Source organism: Streptomyces sp. NPDC004327, from assembly GCF_042873935.1.
In the GTDB taxonomy this organism is placed as follows: domain Bacteria; phylum Actinomycetota; class Actinomycetes; order Streptomycetales; family Streptomycetaceae; genus Streptomyces.
On the sequence record NZ_JBIAME010000004.1, the window covers coordinates 20,860 to 37,813 of the forward strand.

Consider the following 16,954-nt stretch of genomic DNA (forward strand, 5'->3'; position numbering starts at 1 on the left):
CCCCTTCACGCGTAACACGCGTACCAGTCGGGCCTGCGGGCTTTCGGTGTCGCGGAACGTAGCCGGAGCGGCGCGAACATTCAATACTGATGAACCGTCAGTTCTGCGGGCTCGTCGTCGACGCCGTCGATCCACCAGATCTGCGCCGAGTCGAACCAGTCCGAGGCGCGCGGTCCGCCGCTCTCGTCATGGCAGTGGAAGGCGGCCCAGAACAGATCGGCCGGCAGCGCCTCCCGCGGTGCGTACACCCGGTAGACGTACTGCCGCCCGTCGAGCGCGAGCAGAGCCACCATCCAGAACATGTCTGAAGGACGATACGGGGCGGGCCCGTGGTTGCGTCCGGGGTGCGAGGCAAGGCGGCGCGCGCCGTTGCCGGGGATCCGGCGCGATCTCATCCGCGAGGAGGACGAACCGCCCGCCCGTGCACGACTCCGGTTGGATGCGCAGATGCTCCTTGCCGGGGATGTCCGGGCCGGGTGGGTTTGATGAGGTGGGACCGTGCACCGTTCCGTCCCTCAGCCGTCGCCGACGCCCCGCGTCCCCGCCGCCCGGCGGCAGGCCGCCGCGCCCCGGGCGCCCGAGACGCAGCTCCCCGTGCCGCAGGCGCCCCGGCCGCTGCCCGCCGCGCGTCTCGCCGAGCCTGCGGACGTCATGACCGCGGAGCTCCTGACGGTCGTGACCGGCGCCCGGCGGCGCGCATTGCGGGACGGCGACCGGCAGATCGACACCGCCCACCTGCTGCACTCCCTCGTCGAGACCGACCCCGAGGCCGCCGCCGCCTTCGAGACCGACCCGTCGGCCGGCGGCGGCCGGCAGCGCGCCCGGGTGCTCGGCTATCTCGTCCAGCGGTCGATCGGCTACGGGCTGCGCTGGCAGCGCTCCGTCGAGGACGCCGGCTCCGCGCTGCCCGCCGTCCGGGGCGCCGAGACCGCCGCCTCCGGCTGGTCGCCGGCGGCCGCCGCCGCGTTCGCGGGCGCCTGTGAACGGGCCGCACTGCGCGGCGACCGGCGCGTCCGCGGGATCGATCTGCTCGCCGTGCTCGCCGCCGATCCGGGCAACCGGGCCGCCGAGGTGCTGCGCGCGGCGGGGGTCGACCGGGCCGCGCTGGCCGCACGGATCGAGGAGCTGTCTCAACAGGTGTAACGGGGGTTACGCACCTGACCGCGTCCTGTCATCATGGCCCGATGCACGCGTCTCAGGGGAGAAGCGCCGGCCTGGGACTCGCCCTGGCCTCGGCCTTCGCATTCGGTGGTTCAGGAGTGGCGGCCAAGCCGCTCATCGAGGCGGGCCTCGACCCGCTCCACGTGGTGTGGCTGCGGGTGGCCGGCGCCGCCCTCGTCATGCTGCCGGTGGCCTGGCGCCACCGCGACCTGGTGCGCCGCAGGCCGGCCCTGCTCGCCGGCTTCGGACTGCTCGCCGTCGCGGGCGTCCAGGCGTGCTACTTCGCCGCCATCTCCCGGATCCCGGTCGGCGTCGCCCTGCTCATCGAGTACCTCGCCCCGGCGCTGGTCCTCGGCTGGGTCCGCTTCGTCCAGCGCCGCCCCGTCACCCGCGCCGCGGCCGTCGGCGTCGTCCTCGCCGCCGCCGGGCTCGCCTGTGTCGTGCAGGTCTGGTCCGGGCTCAGCTTCGACCTGCTCGGCCTGCTGCTCGCGCTCGCCGCCGCCTGCTGCCAGGTCGGCTACTTCGTCCTGTCCGACGCCGGCAGCGACGGGGCCGAACCCGCCGACCCGCTCGGTGTCATCGCGTACGGCCTGCTCGGCGGCGCCCTCGTCCTCACCCTCGTCGCCCGCCCGTGGGGCATGGACTGGTCCGTCCTCGGCGGCACCGCCGAGATGAACGGCACCGAGGTCCCGGCCGGGCTGCTGATCGGCTACATCGTGCTGATCGCCACCGTCCTCGCGTACGTCACCGGCGTCATCTCCGTGCGCAAGCTCTCCCCGCAGGTCGCCGGCGTGGTGGCCTGCCTGGAGGCGGTGATCGCGACCGTGCTCGCCTGGGTGCTGCTCGGCGAGCACCTGGCGGCGCCGCAGATCCTCGGCGGCGCGGTGGTCCTCGTCGGCGCGTTCATCGCGCAGTCCTCGACGCCCAGGGCGGCGCCGGCCGAGCCGGTGGCCGGGTCGGCCGCATCCGTCACCGAGGACGTCGAGGTGGCGGCCGGGCGGACCGCCCCGTAAGGTGCCGCCCATGCATGCGACCGTTCTTCCGCCTCCCGCCGCGTAGCGCGGGCGGCCTCCTCCACACGGCCTTCTGTCGAAGGCCTTCTGACGAAGACCGGGCTCGGGCGTGCCGCACACGGCCCCCGAGCGGTTCGTCGCTGCCCGCGCGCCCAGCCGAGCGACCACCCGACCCCGTCTTCACACGGAGAAGAACGCACGTGTCGAACACGTCCGCGTCCACCCTGCCCACCGGCCTGTCCGCCGGCCCGTCCACGGGCCCGAGCACCGGGCCGTCCGCCGGGCGGAGCCTCGTCTATCTGATCGTCGCCGGAATCGCCTGGGGCACGGCCGGCGCCGCGGCCTCCCTGGTCTTCCGGAGCAGTGACCTTGGCCCCCTCGCCCTCTCCTTCTGGCGCTGCGTCGGCGGGCTCGTCCTGCTGCTCGGGGCGCTCGCGCTGCGCCGGGGCCGCAAGGCCCCGGCCGCGCCCGAGCCACGGCTCCGGCGGCTCGTCCGCATCCTCGGCACGGGCATCGGCCTGACCGTCTTCCAGAGCGCCTACTTCGCCGCCGTGCAGGCCACCGGGCTCGCGGTCGGCACCGTCGTGACCCTCGGCGCCGGGCCCGTGCTCATCGCGGTCGGCGCGCGGCTGCTGATGGGAGAGCGGATCGGCGCGGGCGGCGCGGCCGCCGTCGCCGGGGCGCTCGGCGGGCTCGGCGTGCTCGTCCTCGGCGGGCTCGGGGACGGCGGGGCCGAGGTCCGGCCGCTCGGCGTCCTGCTCGCCGTCGTCTCCGCCGCCGGATACGCGGCGATCACCCTGCTCACCCGCCGGCTCGGGCGCACCGGCGGCGGCGCGGACGCGCTCGCCACCACCACCTGGGCGTTCGCCGTCGGCGCCGTCGGGCTGCTGCCCATGGCCGCCGTCGAGGGACTCGTCCCGCACACCGACGCACCGGCGCAGGTGCTGGGACTCCTGGTGTACGTGGCGGCCGTGCCGACGGCCCTCGCCTACGCCCTCTACTTCGCCGGGGCGGCCGTGGTCCGCGCCGCGACCGTCTCCGTGATCATGCTCCTGGAGCCGGTGAGCGCGGCGGCCATCGCGGTCACGCTGCTCGGCGAACGCCTCACCGCCGCGACCGTGGCCGGCACCCTGCTGCTGCTCACCGCCGTCACCGGCCTCGCCGTCGCGGAGGCCCGGTCGGCGGCGGGCCGCCGCAAGGACGGGGCGGTGGCGGTCACTTCGCAGCGGCGGTCACCTCGTGGCGGCGGTCACTCCGGGGCGTCCGCCGCGGAGTGACCGGTGGCGCGGCGGCGGAGCTGATGGGCCCGGGCCGCCGCGTCGCCGGGGCCGGCGCGCTCGGCGAGGCGCTCGGAGACCCGCTCCTGCACCTCCACCGGCTTGTTGCCGGCGTACTTGAACTTCGCGCGTACGCCGGTCACTTCGAGCCGCAGGACGCGGATGCCCGACAGCATCCGGCCGAACGGGGCCTCGCCCGGGCGCACCGGGGCGGTGCCGCCCTCCGGCTGGAAGTGGGCGACCTGCCGGTCGAGCAGGGCCGCCTTCTCCTCCGGGTCCTCGACGATGTGCGCGGTGCAGCGCAGCTGCACGGCCGCGTAGTACGAGGTGGGCGTGCCGTGCTCGGCGGGCGCGCCGTCCGGCGCGGTCCAGTGGCCCGGCACGTACACGTAGTCGTCGACCACGCTGAGCAGCACGGTGGGCTCGCGCTCCAGGTCGTGCCAGAGCGGGTTGGGGCGGGCGAGGTGGGCGATCGCCTGTCCGTACGGGCCGGGCCCGGGCTCGTAGCGGAAGTGCATCGGCTGCACCCACGGCGGCTCGCCGGCCGCGCCGTTGACCGCGAGCTGGCCGAAGTCGTGGGCGGCGAGCCAGTCGCGCCACTCGCCCTCGTCGTGGGCGGCGTCCCAGGGGTGGATCAGCATGCCGTCGCTCCTTCCCGGAGCGCGGCGAGGTAGCCGGGCAGGGCGACGGCCGGGTCGAGGTCGGCGGCCGGTTCGGGCGTGCCGTAGGTCTTCTGGACCGGGATCACGCCGGCCCAGTGGGGGAGCGCGGCGTCCTCGGGCTCGTCGTTGGGGCCGCCGGCGCGGACCTTCGCGGAGACCTCGGCGAGGTCGATGCGGAGCACGGCGGTGGCGGCGAGCTCCTTGGCGTTGCCGGGCCGGGAGTCGGCCGCCCGGCCGGGCACCACGTGGTCGACGAGGGCGTCGAGGGCGGTGCGCAGCTCCTCGGGGTCGGTGACCTGGCGGGCGGTGCCGTGCACGACGACCGAGCGGTAGTTGATCGAGTGGTGGAAGGCGGACTTGGCGAGGACCAGGCCGTCCACGTGGGTCACGGTGAGGCAGACCGGCAGGCCCGGCGCCTCCTCGCCCGGGCCGTCCGCCTGGCCGGCCATGCGCAGCGGCCGGGAGCCGGTCGAGCCGTGCACGTAGAGGCGCTCGCCGACCCGGCCGTAGAGGGTCGGGAGCACGACGGGCGCGCCGTCGCGGACGAAGCCGAGGTGGCAGAGGTAGGTCTCGTCGAGTATCGCGTGGACCAGCTCGCGGTCGTACGAGGCCCGCTGGCGGGAGCGGGTGGGGACGGTCCGCTCGGTGGGCTCGTAGCTGCTGGGGGCCGTCATCGCGTCCGTCGCCGACATTGCGTACTCCATTGCACTAGTGCATACTTGGCTTTGTGCTAGGAGAGTATCGGATCGAAGGCCGTCGCGCATCGGAGATCGCCGCCAGCGTCGAACGCGCAGTGGGCTCCGGAGAGCTCGAACCCGGGCAACTGCTGCCACCCATGCGGGAGTTGGCGCAGTCGCTCGGGGTGAATCCGAATACCGTCGCCGCCGCGTACCGCACGCTGCGCGAGCGCGGGGTGATCGAGACCGACGGGCGCCGAGGCAGCCGGGTGCGCCCCGCGCCCGCCACCACCGCCCGCGGCTCGATCCGCGTCGAGGCCCCCGAGGGCGTCCGGGACGTCAGCAACGGCAGCCCCGACCCGGCGCTGCTCCCGCCGCTCGGCCCCGTCTTCGCGGCCGTCGCGCGGGAGTACGCCGAGCGGCCGCCGATGTACGGGGAGGCGCCGGTCGACGAGGAGCTCGCGGCGCTCGCGCGGGCCGCGTTCGACGCGGGCGGGGTGCCGGCCGGGCCGGTCGGGGTGGCGTCCGGCTCGCTCGACGCCGTGGAGCGGGTGCTCGCCGTGCATCTGCGGCCCGGCGACGCGGTCGCCGTCGAGGACCCGGGCTGGGGCAGCCTCCTCGACCTCGTACCGGCGCTCGGGCTGCGGCCCGTGCCCGTCGCCGTCGACGACGAGGGCCCGCTGCCGGAGTCCGTGGCGCGGGCGCTGCGGGCCGGGGCGCGGGCCGTGATCGTCACCGACCGGGCCCAGAACCCGACCGGCGCCTGCGTCACCGCCGAGCGCGCCGCCGCGCTGCGGGCCGTGCTCGACGACCACCCGGACGTGCTGCTCGTCGAGGACGACCACGGGCACGGCATCGTCGCCCAGCCGCTGCACCCGCTCGCCACCGGGCGGGGCAGCTGGGTCTTCGTGCGGTCCGTCGCCAAGGCGTGGGGCCCCGACCTGCGGCTCGCCGCCTTCACCGGCGACGCCGAGACCGTCGACCGCGTCCTCGGCCGGCAGCGCCTCGGCCCTGGCTGGGTCAGCCGGCTGCTCCAGCGCGCCGTCGTCCACCTGTGGCGCACCGGCGCCATCGACCCCGGGGCCGTCTCCGCGTCGTACGGCGCCCGGCGCGACGGCCTCGTCCGGGCCCTCGCCCGGCGTGGCGTCACCGCCCACGGCCGCAGCGGCATGAACGTCTGGGTCCCGGTGACCGACGAGACCGGCGCCGTCGCCCGGCTCCTCGCCCGCGGCTGGGCCGTCGCGCCCGGTGCCCGCTTCCGCATGCAGGCCGGCCCGGCGATCCGCCTCACCGTCTCCGGCCTCACCCGCGCGGACATCGAGCCGCTGGCCGACGCGGTGGCGTACGCGGCGGGGCCGGCGCCGGCGCGCAGTTACGGCTGAGCCGCAGCGGGAGCGCGCCGGCGCACCCGCTAGGAGCGAAGCTCGGCCGGCGCGCGCCGGCGCACCCGCGGAGAGGGCGCCTCGGCCGGCGCTTCGGACGAGGGCGCGGCGCCCACCGTCCGCGCCCGCCGAGTCGCGGGTGGTGACGGATCGGGTCAGGATGGCACGGTGCGGGGGCCGGTCGGGGCGGGGACCCGCAGGCGGCCCCCGGGGCCGGCAGGGCGGGCGCCGTACGGCGCCGCCCGAGGCAGGAAATCGCCCGAACCAGCATGCAGGAGGCTCCGGCCATGGATCCCGTGCTCACCACCGACACGCTCACCAAGCTGCGCCAGACCCGGCCGTACCCCGCCGTCTCGATCGTGATGCCGACCCATCGGCGCGAACCGGACGACGCCCAGGACCCGGTGCGGCTGCGCAACCTCCTCGCCCAGGCGGAGAAGGCCCTGCAGGAGGATCCGGACGTGCCGCGCGACCGGCGGCTCGACGTGCTCGACCAGCTGCGGCGGGCGGTGGCCGAGGTCGACCTCGCGCACGCGGAGGACGGGCTCGTGATCTACGCGGCGCAGGGCGAGCACCACGTGTGGTCGGTGGCCCGCGCCGTGCCCGAACGGGTGGTGCTGTCCGACACGTTCCTCACCCGGAACCTGGTCGCCGCCCAGGCCGCCGAGCAGCCCTACTGGGCGCTGGCGGTGGCCGCCGACCGGGTCTCGCTGTGGAGCGGCGACCCCGAGCGGGCCACCGAGGCGACGACCGGCGGCTTCCCGCTCACCCGCAGCCTGGAGGACCCGGACGCGGAGCGGAAGGAGCGCATCGGTGACCTGCCGAGCACCTTCCAGGACGAGGCCACCCGTCAGTTCCTGCGCGAGGCGCACGAGAAGCTGCGGGCCGTCCTCGCGTCCGAGCCCCGCCCGCTCTACGTGCTCGGCTCGGACGCCGCGCTCGCCCTCCTGGAGGAAATGGGCCCGCTCGGCCCCGGCGCCGTGACGATCCGGCACGGCGGACTCGCCGAGGGGCCGGCCGCCGCCGTGTGGGAGGCCGTCGAGCCGTCCCGCACGGCGCGCGAGTCGGCGGCGACGAACACCGTCGTGGCGGAGCTGGACACCGCGCGCGGCCGGCGCGAGTACGCGGGCGGCATCGACGAGGTGTGGCAGGCCGTGCAGCAGGGGCGGGTGCGGCTGCTCGCCGTGGAGGACGACTTCCGGACCGTCGTGCGCGAGCAGGGCGACCACCTGGAGCCGGCGGCGGCCGGCGACCCGGACGCCCGGGACGACATGATCGACGAGATCGTGGAGCGGGCGCTGGACAGCGGCACCGAGGTCCGCTTCGTGCCCGACGGCACGCTGGCGGCCGCGGGGCACATCGCGGGCGCCCTGCGCTACTGAGGCGCGCGCTGCCGGGGAGTCGGGCTGTCGGACGGCCGGGTGGCCGGGTGGCCGGGCGGCCGGGCGGCTGGGCTTCCACGTGGCCGGGCTGTCGGGCCGTCGGGTGGCCGGGCAGCCGGGCATCCCGGCAGTCGGGCTGTCGGACGGCCGGGATGCCGGGTTGCCGGGCTGTCGGGCTATCTGGCCGCGGCCCGGGGCGACCTGCTCTCGGCCGCCAGTTCCCGGGCCGGTTCGCCGCTCCCGGCGGCCACCGGCTCGGGAGCCGGCGTGCCGGACGTACGGCGCGGGCCACGGGTCTGGGTGAGGGCGGCGCCCGCGAGGACCACGAGCGCGCCGACCGGGGTGTTCCAGGTGAGCTGCTCGCCCAGGACGGCGACACCGGCGGCCGTGGCGATGACCGGGATGAAGTACGTGACCATGGCCGCCGTCGTCGGGCCGACCTCCGCGACCACGCCGTACTGGAGCAGCATCGCGTAGCCGGTGCCCAGCGCGCCGAGCGCGATCACCGAGAGCAGCGGAAGCAGCTCGATGCGGCTCGGCCAGGTGGTGAACAGCGGCGTGACGAAGGCCAGTTGGAGCGTGGCGAGACCGACCTGGGAGCAGGCGAGGGAGAGGTTGGAGGAGCCCGTGCCGGCCAGGGTGCGGCGGACGTAGATCCAGCCGACCGCGTAGCTGAACGAGGCGAGCAGGGCCAGTGCCGTGCCAGTGAAGTCCAGGCCCGAGAAGCCCTGCCAGGCGCCGAGCACGGTCAGGACGCCGATGAAGCCGATGCCGAGGCCCGCCGCCCGCACCCGGGTCGGGCGGTCCTCGGAGAGCGCGACCAGCGACAGGACCATGCCCCACAGCGGGGTCGTGGCGTTGCAGATGCCGGCGAGCGTGGACGGGATCGTCAGCTCGGCGTAGGCGAAGAGCGAGAACGGCAGCGCGTTGAGCAGGAACGCCGCCACCGCCAGATGCCCCCAGGTGCGGGCGGAGCGCGGCAGGCGCTCGCGCTTGACGAGGAGCGCGACGGCGAGCACCGCCGTACCGAACAGGAGCCGGCCGAAGGTGACCTGGAACGGGGCGAAGCCCTCTGTGCCGACCTTGATGAAGAGGAAGCTGAAGCCCCAGATCAGGGCGAGGACACCGAAGCGGACGCGCCAGTCGACGGTGCGGGCGCGGACGGGCGCTGCGGCGGAGGGGACCGAGGGGGAGGGGCTGCTCATGCCGTTCAGGTTGGGGGACCCACACCTCGTAGTACAAGCGAGAATTTCTGGAGGCGATGTCTTAGCATCGCTTACATGTTGAACCTGGAGCGCCTGCGGACCCTGGACGCCGTCGCACGGCACGGCTCGGTGAGCGGCGCCGCCGAAGGACTGCACGTCACCACCTCCGCCGTCTCGCAGCAGCTGGCCAAGCTGGAGCGCGAGATCGGCCAGCGGCTCCTCGCCAAGAACGGGCGCGGCGTGCGGCTCACCGACGCCGGCCTGCTGCTCGCCGAGCACGCGGGCCGGATCCTGTCCCAGGTCGCCCTCGCCCAGGCGGACATCGAGGCGCAGCGCGGCCAGGTCGTCGGCGAGGTGCGGATCGCGGCCTTCCCGACGGCGATGCGCGGGCTCTTCCCCACCGCGATCCGCGCGCTGCGCGCCGCCCACCCCGATCTGCGCGTGCACACCGCGGAGCTGGAACCGGACCTCGGCGTGCGCGAGGTGCTGCGCGGCGACAGCGACCTCGCCGTCGTCCTGGACTGGAACAACAAGCGGGCGCCCCTCCCGGCCGGGCTCGAACGCGCCCATCTGCTCGACGACTCCGCCGACGTGGCGCTGCCCGCCGACCATCCGCTGGCCGGGCGGGAGGCGGTGGACCTGGAGGACTTCGGCGGCGAGGAGTGGGTCTCCTGGCCGGCCGGCGAGTTCTGCCACGACTGGCTGATGTTCACGCTGCGCGGCAAGGGCATCGAGCCCCGGATCGCCCATGTCGCCGGCGACCACCACACCCAGCTCGCGCTCGTCGCCGCCGGGCTCGGCATCTGCGTCGCGCCCCGGCTCGGCCGGCCCGTGACCATGGACGGCGTCGCCTTCGTGCCCGTACGGCAGTCGGTGTGCCGCCACATCTACGCGACCTGGCGCAGCGCGGCCGGCCGCCGGCCGTCCATCCGCGCGGTCGTGGACGCGCTGCGGGCGGCCGGGGAGCCGCTCGCCGGCTGAGCGGGGGTACGGACCGGGCTCAGAGCCCGGCGAGTTTGCGGAAGTCCCAGGAGGCGACGGCCGTCGGGGTGAGCCGCATCCAGGCGTGCCGGCCGTCGTGCGGCATCACGTCGAGGCCGAAGTTCTTCGCGGCGAACAGCCGCTCCGGCACGTCGAGTTCGGGGCAGGGCTCGCCCGTGCGCGGCGCCTCGCCCACGAACTCCACGGTCCCGGAGAGCTCCGCGCCGCGCAGCTCCCCGTACGCCACGCCGTCGTCGACCAGCACCGACACCTGCGGCCGGGCGGCCAGCTCGGCCCAGCGGCGGCTGCGGTTCAGGGAATAGAGCCAGAGCGAGGTGCCGTCCCAGGCGAACCAGAGCGCGCTGAGGTGCGGGCGGCCGTCGGCCGAGACGGTCGCCACCCGGCAGGTGCGCTGCTCGGTGAGGAAGGTGTCGAGTTCGGCCGGGGTCATCATGATCCGGCGTCCGTGGCGCTGCGCGACGGTCATCGTCCGCACCCTTCTGGATTTCTGATGGAGTGTCAGAAATAGTGGGGGGCGCGGGCACCCGGGTGCAAGGAGGAGGACGCCATGGGAGAGCGGGAACGGCTCAGGGAGCAACTCGGCCCGGACGGCACCGTGCTGCTCACCGTCGAATGCCAGCAGGGCGTCGTCGGACCCGGCAGCGCCCTGCCCGAACTCGCCGCCGTGGCGCGGGAGTCGGGCGCCCTGGCCAATGTCGCCCGGCTCGTCGCCGGCGCGCACGCGGCCGGCGTGCAGGTCCTGCACGCCGTCGCCGAGCGCCGCCCGGACGGCCGCGGCGCCAGCCGCAACGCCCGGCTCTTCCGCGCCGCCGCCCGGCTGGCCGTACAGCAGCACACCGGGAGCCCCGCCGTACGGATCGCCGAACCCATCGAGGTCGCCGAGGAGGACCTCGTGGTGCGGCGGCTGCACGGCCTCTCGCCGCTCGCCGGCACCGACGTCGACGCGCTCCTGCGCAACCTCGGCTGCCGGACCCTCGTCGTCTCCGGCGTCTCCGCCAACGTCGCCGTCCCGAACGCCGTCTTCGACGCCGTCAACCTCGGCTACACGGTCGTCGTGCCCGGCGACGCCGTCGCGGGCGTGCCGGCCGACTACACACCCGCGATGATCCGCCACACCCTCGCGCTGGTGGCCGCCATCGCGACCACCGACGAGATCCTGGGCGCCTGGAAGACGCCCTGACGGGAGGCCGGGGCGGTCAGCCGAGCCTGATCGTGTCGCCGGACACCTCGATCGGCGTCGGCTCCAGCGGCCGGGTCGCCGGGCCCTGCTTGACGCTGCCGTCCGAGGCGGAGAACTTGCTCTGGTGGCACGGGCAGACGATGACCCCGTCCGTCACACCGCCGACCGTGCAGCCCTGGTGGGTGCAGTGCGCGGAGAACGCCAGGAACTCGCCGGCCTTGGGCTGGGTGATCACCACGCCCTGGTCGGCGAGCACCTTCCCGCCGCCCACCGGGATGTCGCCGGTCTTCGCGAGCGGCGCGTTCTCCTCGACGACCTGCTTGCCCCCGCCGTCACCGCCGCCACACGCGGCCAGCGCCGCCGCCAGCCCCGCCGTGCCCGCCGCCGCGACGACCGTCCTGCGCGCCACACCGCTCATACCGCATCCCTTCCGATCAGGGCCCGGGACACACGTCCCGGATGTACGCGGGCCATCGTGCCCGACGCGGCCCCCGGGAAACGAGCCCCGCGCTCGCCTCCCGTGTCCACCGACCGGTGGACACCAGGTTCAACCGGGCGCTGCTGTCGGCGCGACGCACCCGCCGACAAGTCTTGGACCATGACGAATCCCACCGTACGCATGGCCCGCCACAGCGCCCGCCACCCCTGGCGCGCGATCGTCGGCTGGCTGCTCTTCGTCGCCCTCTGCCTGGGCGCGGGCATCGCCGTCGGCACCCGTCCGGCCACCACCGAGGACTACCGCATCGGCGAGGCGGGCAGGGCCGAAGCCCTGGCCGCCGAAGGCGGACTCCAGCCAAAGCCCCTGGAGCGGGTCCTCGTCCAGGCCGCGCCGGGCACCGGCCGCCCGGACCCGACACAGCTCGCGGCCGGCGCCGCCGAGATCGTCGCCCGGATGCGGAAGCTGCCCGAAGTGCTGTCCGTCGCCGGCCCCTTCCCCGACGCGGAAGGGACCGCGCTGCGCGTCGACGTCACCATGAAGGGCGCCGAGCTCGACGGGAAGAAGCACGTCGACGCGCTGCTCGCGCAGACGTCCGAGGTCCAGGCGGCGCACCCGGGGCTGGTCGTCGCGGAGGTCGGCGGCCCCTCGATCGGCAAGGGGGTCGACACGCTCCGCGGTGACGACCTCGCGCGCACCGAGATGATCGCGCTGCCCGTCACCCTGATCACCCTGCTGCTCGTCTTCGGCTCCGTGGTCATGGCCGTCGTACCGCTGCTTCTCGCGCTGTCCTCGATCGTGGCCGCCGTAGGGCTGTCGATGCTCGCCTCGCACGTCTTCCCCGACGCCGGCGTCGGCACCAACGTCATCCTCCTGATCGGCCTGGCCGTCGGCGTCGACTACGCCCTCTTCTACCTCAAGCGGGAGCGCGAGGAGCGCGCGCGGAACGCCGACGGACGGCTGACCGGCCAGGCCGTCGTGGAACTCGCCGCGGCGACCTCGGGGCGGGCCGTGGTCGTCTCCGGACTGGCCGTGGCCGTCTCCAGCGCCACGCTCTACCTGGCGGACGACGTCATCTTCTCCTCCATCGCCACCGGAGCCGTCGCCGTCACCCTGGTCGCCGTCCTCAGCTCGCTGACCGTCCTGCCCGCGCTGCTCGCCAAGCTCGGTGAGCGCGCCGAGCGCCGCAGGGCCGCCCGCGGGGCGACCCGCAAGGCGCCCCGTACCGGCTCCGGACGGATCACCGCCGCCGTCCTGCGCCCCGTCGAGCGGCATCCCGCCGTGACGCTCGCCGTGTCGGGACTCGCCCTCGTCGCCCTCGCCCTGCCCGTCCTCGACATCAACATCACGGAGATGAGCCGCGAGACGCACTCGCGCGCCATTCCCGCCATGCGGACCTACGACCGGCTGATGGCCGCCTACCCCGAGCTCAGGGCCATGCACCAGGTCGTCGTACGGGCCGACGCCGGGCGCGCCGAGGACGTCGCCGGCGCCCTGCGCCGACTCGCCGGCCGGGCCGCGGCCGAGGATCCGGCGATCGGCGGCACGCCCGTCCTGCGCACCTCGGCGGACCGCCGCGTCACCGTCCTCGAACTCGCCGTCTCCCGCTCCGTGAACAGCCCCGGGGCGCGGGAATCGCTCGCCCGGCTCCGTACCGAGTTCGTGCCCGCGACCGTCGGTGCCCTGCCCGGCACCGAGGTGGCCGTCACCGGCGAGGTCGCCCGCTATGCCGACTACCCCGACCACCAGAAGCGGAAGCTGCCGCTCGTCGTGGGCGCGCTGCTGCTCGTCACCTTCGCGATGACCGTGTGGGCGTTCCGGTCCGTGGTGCTCGGGGTGGTCGGCGTCGTCCTCAACCTGCTCTCCGCGTTCGCCTCCCTGGGCCTGCTGGTCCTGGTGTTCCAGAACCGATGGGCCGAGGGACTCCTCGGCTTCACCTCGACGGGCTCGATCGGATCCCGCGTCCCGCTGTTCCTGTTCGTGATCCTCTTCGGACTCTCCATGGACTACCAGGTGTTCGTGATCAGCAGGATCCGCGAAGCCCGCCTCGGCGGCACGCCCACCCGGCAGGCCGTCCTCACGGGCCTGTCCTCCTCCGCCGGGGTCGTCACCAGCGCGGCGGTGGTGATGGTGACGGTGTTCGCCGGCTTCGCCGCCCTGCACCTGATCGAGATGAAGCAGATCGGCTTCAGCCTGGCGGTCGCCGTCCTGCTCGACGCCTTCGTGATCCGGGTCTTCGTCCTGCCCTCCCTGATGCTGCTGCTCGGCGAGGCCAACTGGTGGCCCGCGCGCGCCATCCGCGCAGCGGGGCGGGCCGCGCGGACGGACCGTCAGCCGGCGTCCGTAGGCTGATCGCATGACCGACGGGACGACCGACAGCATGACCGGCGAGACGGCCGGGCGGCCGCTCGCCGCGCTGCGCCGCTGGTACACCGCCGTCTGGATGCTCCTGGGACTGACACCCTCGGTCATCGCCGTCGGAAACGACCCGGGTCCCCCGCGGTGGGCGTCCCTGGCCCTCGTGGGCGCGGCCCTCGCGTACGCGGCCGTCCACCGCGCCCGCGACCACGGGCCCGGCTACCTCGCGGCCCTGGCCGCCGGACTCGGCGTGATGGCGGCGCTGCCGGGCGGCGGTGCGGCCCTGCTCGTCGCCGCGCTCCCGCAGTTCTGGTTCCAGGCGCGCGGACGCGTGACAGCCGTCCTGACCAGTGGCTGCGCCACCGCCGCCACCGTGGCGGGGAGCCTCGTCGCCGACTCGCCGGGCAACGCGGCCGCGGCGCTGACCGGATACGTCCTGTCCGTCCTGACCGGGCTCCTCGTCCACCGCCTCGTTGCGGACGGCGACGCCCGGGCCACCGCCCTGTCCGCCGAACTGTCCCTCGCCCAGGAGCAGTTGGCACAAGCCCACCGCCGCGAGGGCGCGGCCGGCGAGCGGGAGCGGATGGCCCGCGAGATCCACGACACCCTCGCCCAGGGATTCGCCTCCATCATCGTCCTGGCCGAGGCAGCCCGCGCCGGACTGGGCGAGGACTCCGCGCGCACGGCCCGGCAGCTGCACTCCATCGAGCAGACCGCCCGCGAGAACTTCGCCGAGGCCCGGGTCCTGGTGGGCTCCGCCCCGCACGGCGGACTCACTCCGGGCTCGGTGGTGCCGACCCTGCGCCGCACCCTGGAACGCTTCGCCCAGGACACCGGCATCACGGTGGACGCGGACCTGCCCGAGGACGTCCACGGCGATCAGCAGACCCGGATCGCGCTGCTGCGCTGCGCCCAGGAGTCCCTGGCGAACATACGCAAACACGCCGACGCGAGCACCGTCGGCGTGGTGCTCACCGCGCACGCGGACGCCGTCGAGCTGGAGATCACCGACGACGGGCGCGGCTTCGTCGTCGAGGAGTCCCGCGGATTCGGCCTCGACGGCATGCGCAGGCGCCTCGCCGAACTCGGCGGAGAGCTGAAGGTGACCAGCTCGGTCGGCGACGGCACCCGCGTCCTCGCCGCCCTTCCCACGAACGGACGGCCCTGACATGCCCGAAGCACGCAAAGCCCCTGAAGCGCTGGAAGCGCCTGAAGCACCGGAAGTCCTCCGGGTCGTGGTCGTCGACGACCACACGGTGATGCGCGCGGGCGTGATCGCCCTCCTCGCCCCCGTCCCGGACGTCGCCGTCGTCGGCGAGGCGGGTGACGGCCGTGAGGCCGTGGCACTCGTCGAGCGGCTCGCCCCCGACGTCGCCCTCGTCGACCTGCGGATGCCGGTCATGGACGGAGTCGCCGCCACGGCGGCGATCCTCGCCGGCCCCGCGCCGACCCGGGTCCTCATCCTCACCACGTACGACACCGACGTGGAGATCGAGCGGGCGGTCGAGGCCGGCGCGATCGGCTACCTGCTGAAGGACACCACCGCCGAGCAGCTCGCCGAGGCCGTCCGCGCCGCCGCCCGCGGCGAGACCGTCCTCGCGCCCCGGGTCGCCGAACGCCTGGTCGCCCGCATGCGCCGCCCCGCCCCGGTCGCCCTCACCGCACGCGAACAGGACGTGCTGGCCGCGGTGGCGGACGGTCTGTCCAACGCCGAGATCGGCAGGCGCCTGGTCATCGCGGAGGCCACGGTCAAGACCCACCTCCTGCGCGTCTTCGCCAAACTCGACGTCAGCGACCGCACCCGCGCGGTGGTCGTGGCCCTCGACCAGGGCCTGCTGCCGGGCCGCACGCCGTCCTGACGCGGGGGCGCGGGCCGTCCTGGCGGCACGCCCGACTCGATACCCTGGGCGGATGCTTACCGAAGTGACAGCGACCCGCTACGTCACGCCCCTGCGCGAGGGCGGCTCGCTCCCCGGGATCGTCGAGGCCGACGATTACGGCACGTACGTCATGAAGTTCACCGGCGCCGGCCAGGGGCGCAAGACCCTCGTCGCCGAGGTCGTCTGCGGGCAGCTGGCCCGACGGCTCGGGCTGCGGGTGCCGGAGCTGGTGACGATCCAGCTGGACCCGGTGATCGGGCTCTCGGAGCCCGACCAGGAGGTGCAGGAGCTGCTGAAGGCCAGCGGCGGACTGAACCTCGGGATGGATTTCCTGCCCGGCTCGCTCGGCTTCGACCCGCTCGCCTACGAGGTCGACCCGAAGGAGGCCGGCAAGGTCGTCTGGTTCGACGCCGTGATCAACAACGTCGACCGGTCCTGGCGCAACCCCAACATGCTCGTCTGGCACGGCGACCTGTGGCTCATCGACCACGGCGCCACCATGATCTGGCACCACAACTGGCCCGGCGCCCAGGCGTCCGCCGCCAAGCCCTACGACGCCTCCGACCACGCGCTCGCCCCCTTCGGGCCGGACGTCGCGGCCGCGGCGGCCGAGCTGGCGCCGCTCGTCACCCGCGAGCTGCTCACCGAGGTGGCCGCCGACGTGCCCGACGAGTGGCTGGTCGACGAGCCCGGCTTCACGAGCACCGACGAGCTGCGGGCGGCCTACGTGGAGGCGCTGCTGCCGCGCGCCGCGACCATCCACGAACGGATCACCCTCGGCCCCCGCACCGAGCGCAAGGCCCAGCAGCCGCCCGGCTGGCTCGCCGACCGCCTCGCCCCGCGCCCCACCCAGAAGGACAGCACCACGTGACCGACCGCGATGTCTTCGAGTACGCGCTGCTGCGCGTCGTGCCCCGCGTCGAGCGCGGCGAGTGCTTCAACGCCGGCGTGGTCGTCTACTGCAGGGCCAAGTCCTTCGTGGCCGCCCGCACCCACCTGGACGAGGCCAAGCTCGCCGCGCTCGACCCGAACGCCGACGTCACCGGCGTACGGGCCGCGCTGCACGCCGTCGAGGGCGTCTGCCTGGGCGGGGACGCCGCCGGCCAGGCCGCCCGCGACGACGCCGGACGGCGCTTCCGCTGGCTGATCGCGCCCCGCTCGACGGTGGTCCAGCCCGGCCCCGTGCACACCGGTCTGACCGCCGATCCCGAGGCCGAGGTGGAACGCCTGCTCGACGTGCTGGTGCGCTGAGCGGCGACGGGCGCCCGAGCGTGACCCGGTGCACCCGGTGGGCCGTTGACACCGGGTGCCAGGGCTTCTAGCGTCTCGTCCTGCGGAC

The 16,954-nt window shown here is 74.9% G+C and carries 18 protein-coding genes; 12 read left to right on the plus strand and 6 right to left on the minus strand.

Annotated elements, in window-relative coordinates:
* Positions 1–80: 80 nt before the first annotated feature.
* A complete protein-coding gene (locus ACFYU9_RS14355; protein WP_389217076.1) occupies positions 81–302 on the minus strand; it encodes a hypothetical protein in 222 nt (73 codons plus the stop codon).
* Positions 303–651: 349 nt separating this feature from the next.
* On the opposite strand from ACFYU9_RS14355, the gene ACFYU9_RS14360 reads away from it, so the two are divergent.
* From ACFYU9_RS14360 to ACFYU9_RS14370, 3 genes are all read left to right on the plus strand, one after another.
* Complete coding sequence (locus tag ACFYU9_RS14360; protein WP_389345301.1) at positions 652–1,143, plus strand: Clp protease N-terminal domain-containing protein; 492 nt, start codon at positions 652–654, stop codon at positions 1,141–1,143.
* Between the two features lie 41 nt (positions 1,144–1,184).
* Positions 1,185–2,174 (plus strand): DMT family transporter, encoded by a 990-nt coding sequence (locus ACFYU9_RS14365; RefSeq protein WP_389344802.1) that lies wholly within the window; start codon positions 1,185–1,187, stop codon positions 2,172–2,174.
* A 236-nt stretch (positions 2,175–2,410) separates the two neighbouring features.
* Positions 2,411–3,451: a DMT family transporter gene (locus ACFYU9_RS14370; protein WP_389217716.1), complete on the plus strand. Its 1,041-nt coding sequence runs from the start codon at positions 2,411–2,413 to the stop codon at positions 3,449–3,451.
* On the opposite strand, the gene ACFYU9_RS14375 is transcribed toward ACFYU9_RS14370, so the two are convergent.
* Both ACFYU9_RS14375 and ACFYU9_RS14380 read right to left on the minus strand, forming a co-directional pair.
* The gene (locus tag ACFYU9_RS14375) at positions 3,424–4,092 is read right to left on the minus strand and encodes an FMN-binding negative transcriptional regulator (RefSeq protein WP_389217082.1); all 669 of its coding nucleotides are present in this window, start codon (positions 4,090–4,092) and stop codon (positions 3,424–3,426) included. The genes ACFYU9_RS14370 and ACFYU9_RS14375 overlap by 28 nt on opposite strands.
* Entirely contained in the window at positions 4,086–4,817 is a 732-nt protein-coding gene (locus ACFYU9_RS14380; protein WP_389217085.1) for a pyridoxamine 5'-phosphate oxidase family protein, read from the minus strand. Before ACFYU9_RS14380 ends, ACFYU9_RS14375 begins: the two co-directional genes overlap by 7 nt.
* A gap of 23 nt (positions 4,818–4,840) precedes the next feature.
* Between ACFYU9_RS14380 and ACFYU9_RS14385 the strand changes: the two genes are divergently transcribed.
* Both ACFYU9_RS14385 and ACFYU9_RS14390 read left to right on the plus strand, forming a co-directional pair.
* On the plus strand, positions 4,841–6,172 hold the full coding sequence (locus tag ACFYU9_RS14385) for an aminotransferase class I/II-fold pyridoxal phosphate-dependent enzyme (protein ID WP_389344804.1): 1,332 nt from the start codon (positions 4,841–4,843) through the stop codon (positions 6,170–6,172).
* Positions 6,173–6,459: 287 nt separating this feature from the next.
* Positions 6,460–7,554, plus strand: a complete 1,095-nt coding sequence (locus tag ACFYU9_RS14390) for a chemotaxis protein (protein WP_389344806.1) — start codon at positions 6,460–6,462, stop codon at positions 7,552–7,554.
* Positions 7,555–7,730: 176 nt separating this feature from the next.
* Here ACFYU9_RS14390 and ACFYU9_RS14395 read toward each other — a convergent pair whose 3' ends face one another.
* Entirely contained in the window at positions 7,731–8,759 is a 1,029-nt protein-coding gene (locus ACFYU9_RS14395) for a DMT family transporter (RefSeq protein ID WP_389344808.1), read from the minus strand.
* Between the two features lie 75 nt (positions 8,760–8,834).
* On the opposite strand from ACFYU9_RS14395, the gene ACFYU9_RS14400 reads away from it, so the two are divergent.
* Positions 8,835–9,740, plus strand: a complete 906-nt coding sequence (locus ACFYU9_RS14400) for a LysR family transcriptional regulator (RefSeq protein WP_389217097.1) — start codon at positions 8,835–8,837, stop codon at positions 9,738–9,740.
* Positions 9,741–9,759: 19 nt separating this feature from the next.
* Here the strand turns inward: ACFYU9_RS14400 and ACFYU9_RS14405 are convergent, their stop codons facing one another.
* A complete protein-coding gene (locus ACFYU9_RS14405; RefSeq protein WP_389217100.1) occupies positions 9,760–10,227 on the minus strand; it encodes a pyridoxamine 5'-phosphate oxidase family protein in 468 nt (155 codons plus the stop codon).
* Positions 10,228–10,308: 81 nt separating this feature from the next.
* Here ACFYU9_RS14405 and ACFYU9_RS14410 point away from each other — a divergent pair, with 81 nt between their 5' ends.
* Entirely contained in the window at positions 10,309–10,941 is a 633-nt protein-coding gene (locus tag ACFYU9_RS14410) for a cysteine hydrolase (protein WP_389344810.1), read from the plus strand.
* 16 nt (positions 10,942–10,957) lie between these two features.
* Here ACFYU9_RS14410 and ACFYU9_RS14415 read toward each other — a convergent pair whose 3' ends face one another.
* Positions 10,958–11,359: a Rieske (2Fe-2S) protein gene (locus tag ACFYU9_RS14415; RefSeq protein ID WP_389217106.1), complete on the minus strand. Its 402-nt coding sequence runs from the start codon at positions 11,357–11,359 to the stop codon at positions 10,958–10,960.
* Positions 11,360–11,539: 180 nt separating this feature from the next.
* On the opposite strand from ACFYU9_RS14415, the gene ACFYU9_RS14420 reads away from it, so the two are divergent.
* From ACFYU9_RS14420 to ACFYU9_RS14440, 5 genes are read left to right on the plus strand one after another with little or no spacing between them, the layout of a single operon-like run.
* Positions 11,540–13,729: an MMPL family transporter gene (locus tag ACFYU9_RS14420; RefSeq protein ID WP_389344812.1), complete on the plus strand. Its 2,190-nt coding sequence runs from the start codon at positions 11,540–11,542 to the stop codon at positions 13,727–13,729.
* A 28-nt stretch (positions 13,730–13,757) separates the two neighbouring features.
* The gene (locus ACFYU9_RS14425) at positions 13,758–14,903 is read left to right on the plus strand and encodes a sensor histidine kinase (protein WP_389217719.1); all 1,146 of its coding nucleotides are present in this window, start codon (positions 13,758–13,760) and stop codon (positions 14,901–14,903) included.
* Between the two features lies 1 nt (position 14,904).
* Positions 14,905–15,594 (plus strand): response regulator, encoded by a 690-nt coding sequence (locus ACFYU9_RS14430; protein WP_389344814.1) that lies wholly within the window; start codon positions 14,905–14,907, stop codon positions 15,592–15,594.
* 52 nt (positions 15,595–15,646) lie between these two features.
* Positions 15,647–16,486: a HipA family kinase gene (locus ACFYU9_RS14435; protein ID WP_389217115.1), complete on the plus strand. Its 840-nt coding sequence runs from the start codon at positions 15,647–15,649 to the stop codon at positions 16,484–16,486.
* Positions 16,483–16,866, plus strand: a complete 384-nt coding sequence (locus tag ACFYU9_RS14440) for a DUF3037 domain-containing protein (RefSeq protein ID WP_389217117.1) — start codon at positions 16,483–16,485, stop codon at positions 16,864–16,866. Before ACFYU9_RS14435 ends, ACFYU9_RS14440 begins: the two co-directional genes overlap by 4 nt.
* Positions 16,867–16,954: the final 88 nt, after the last annotated feature.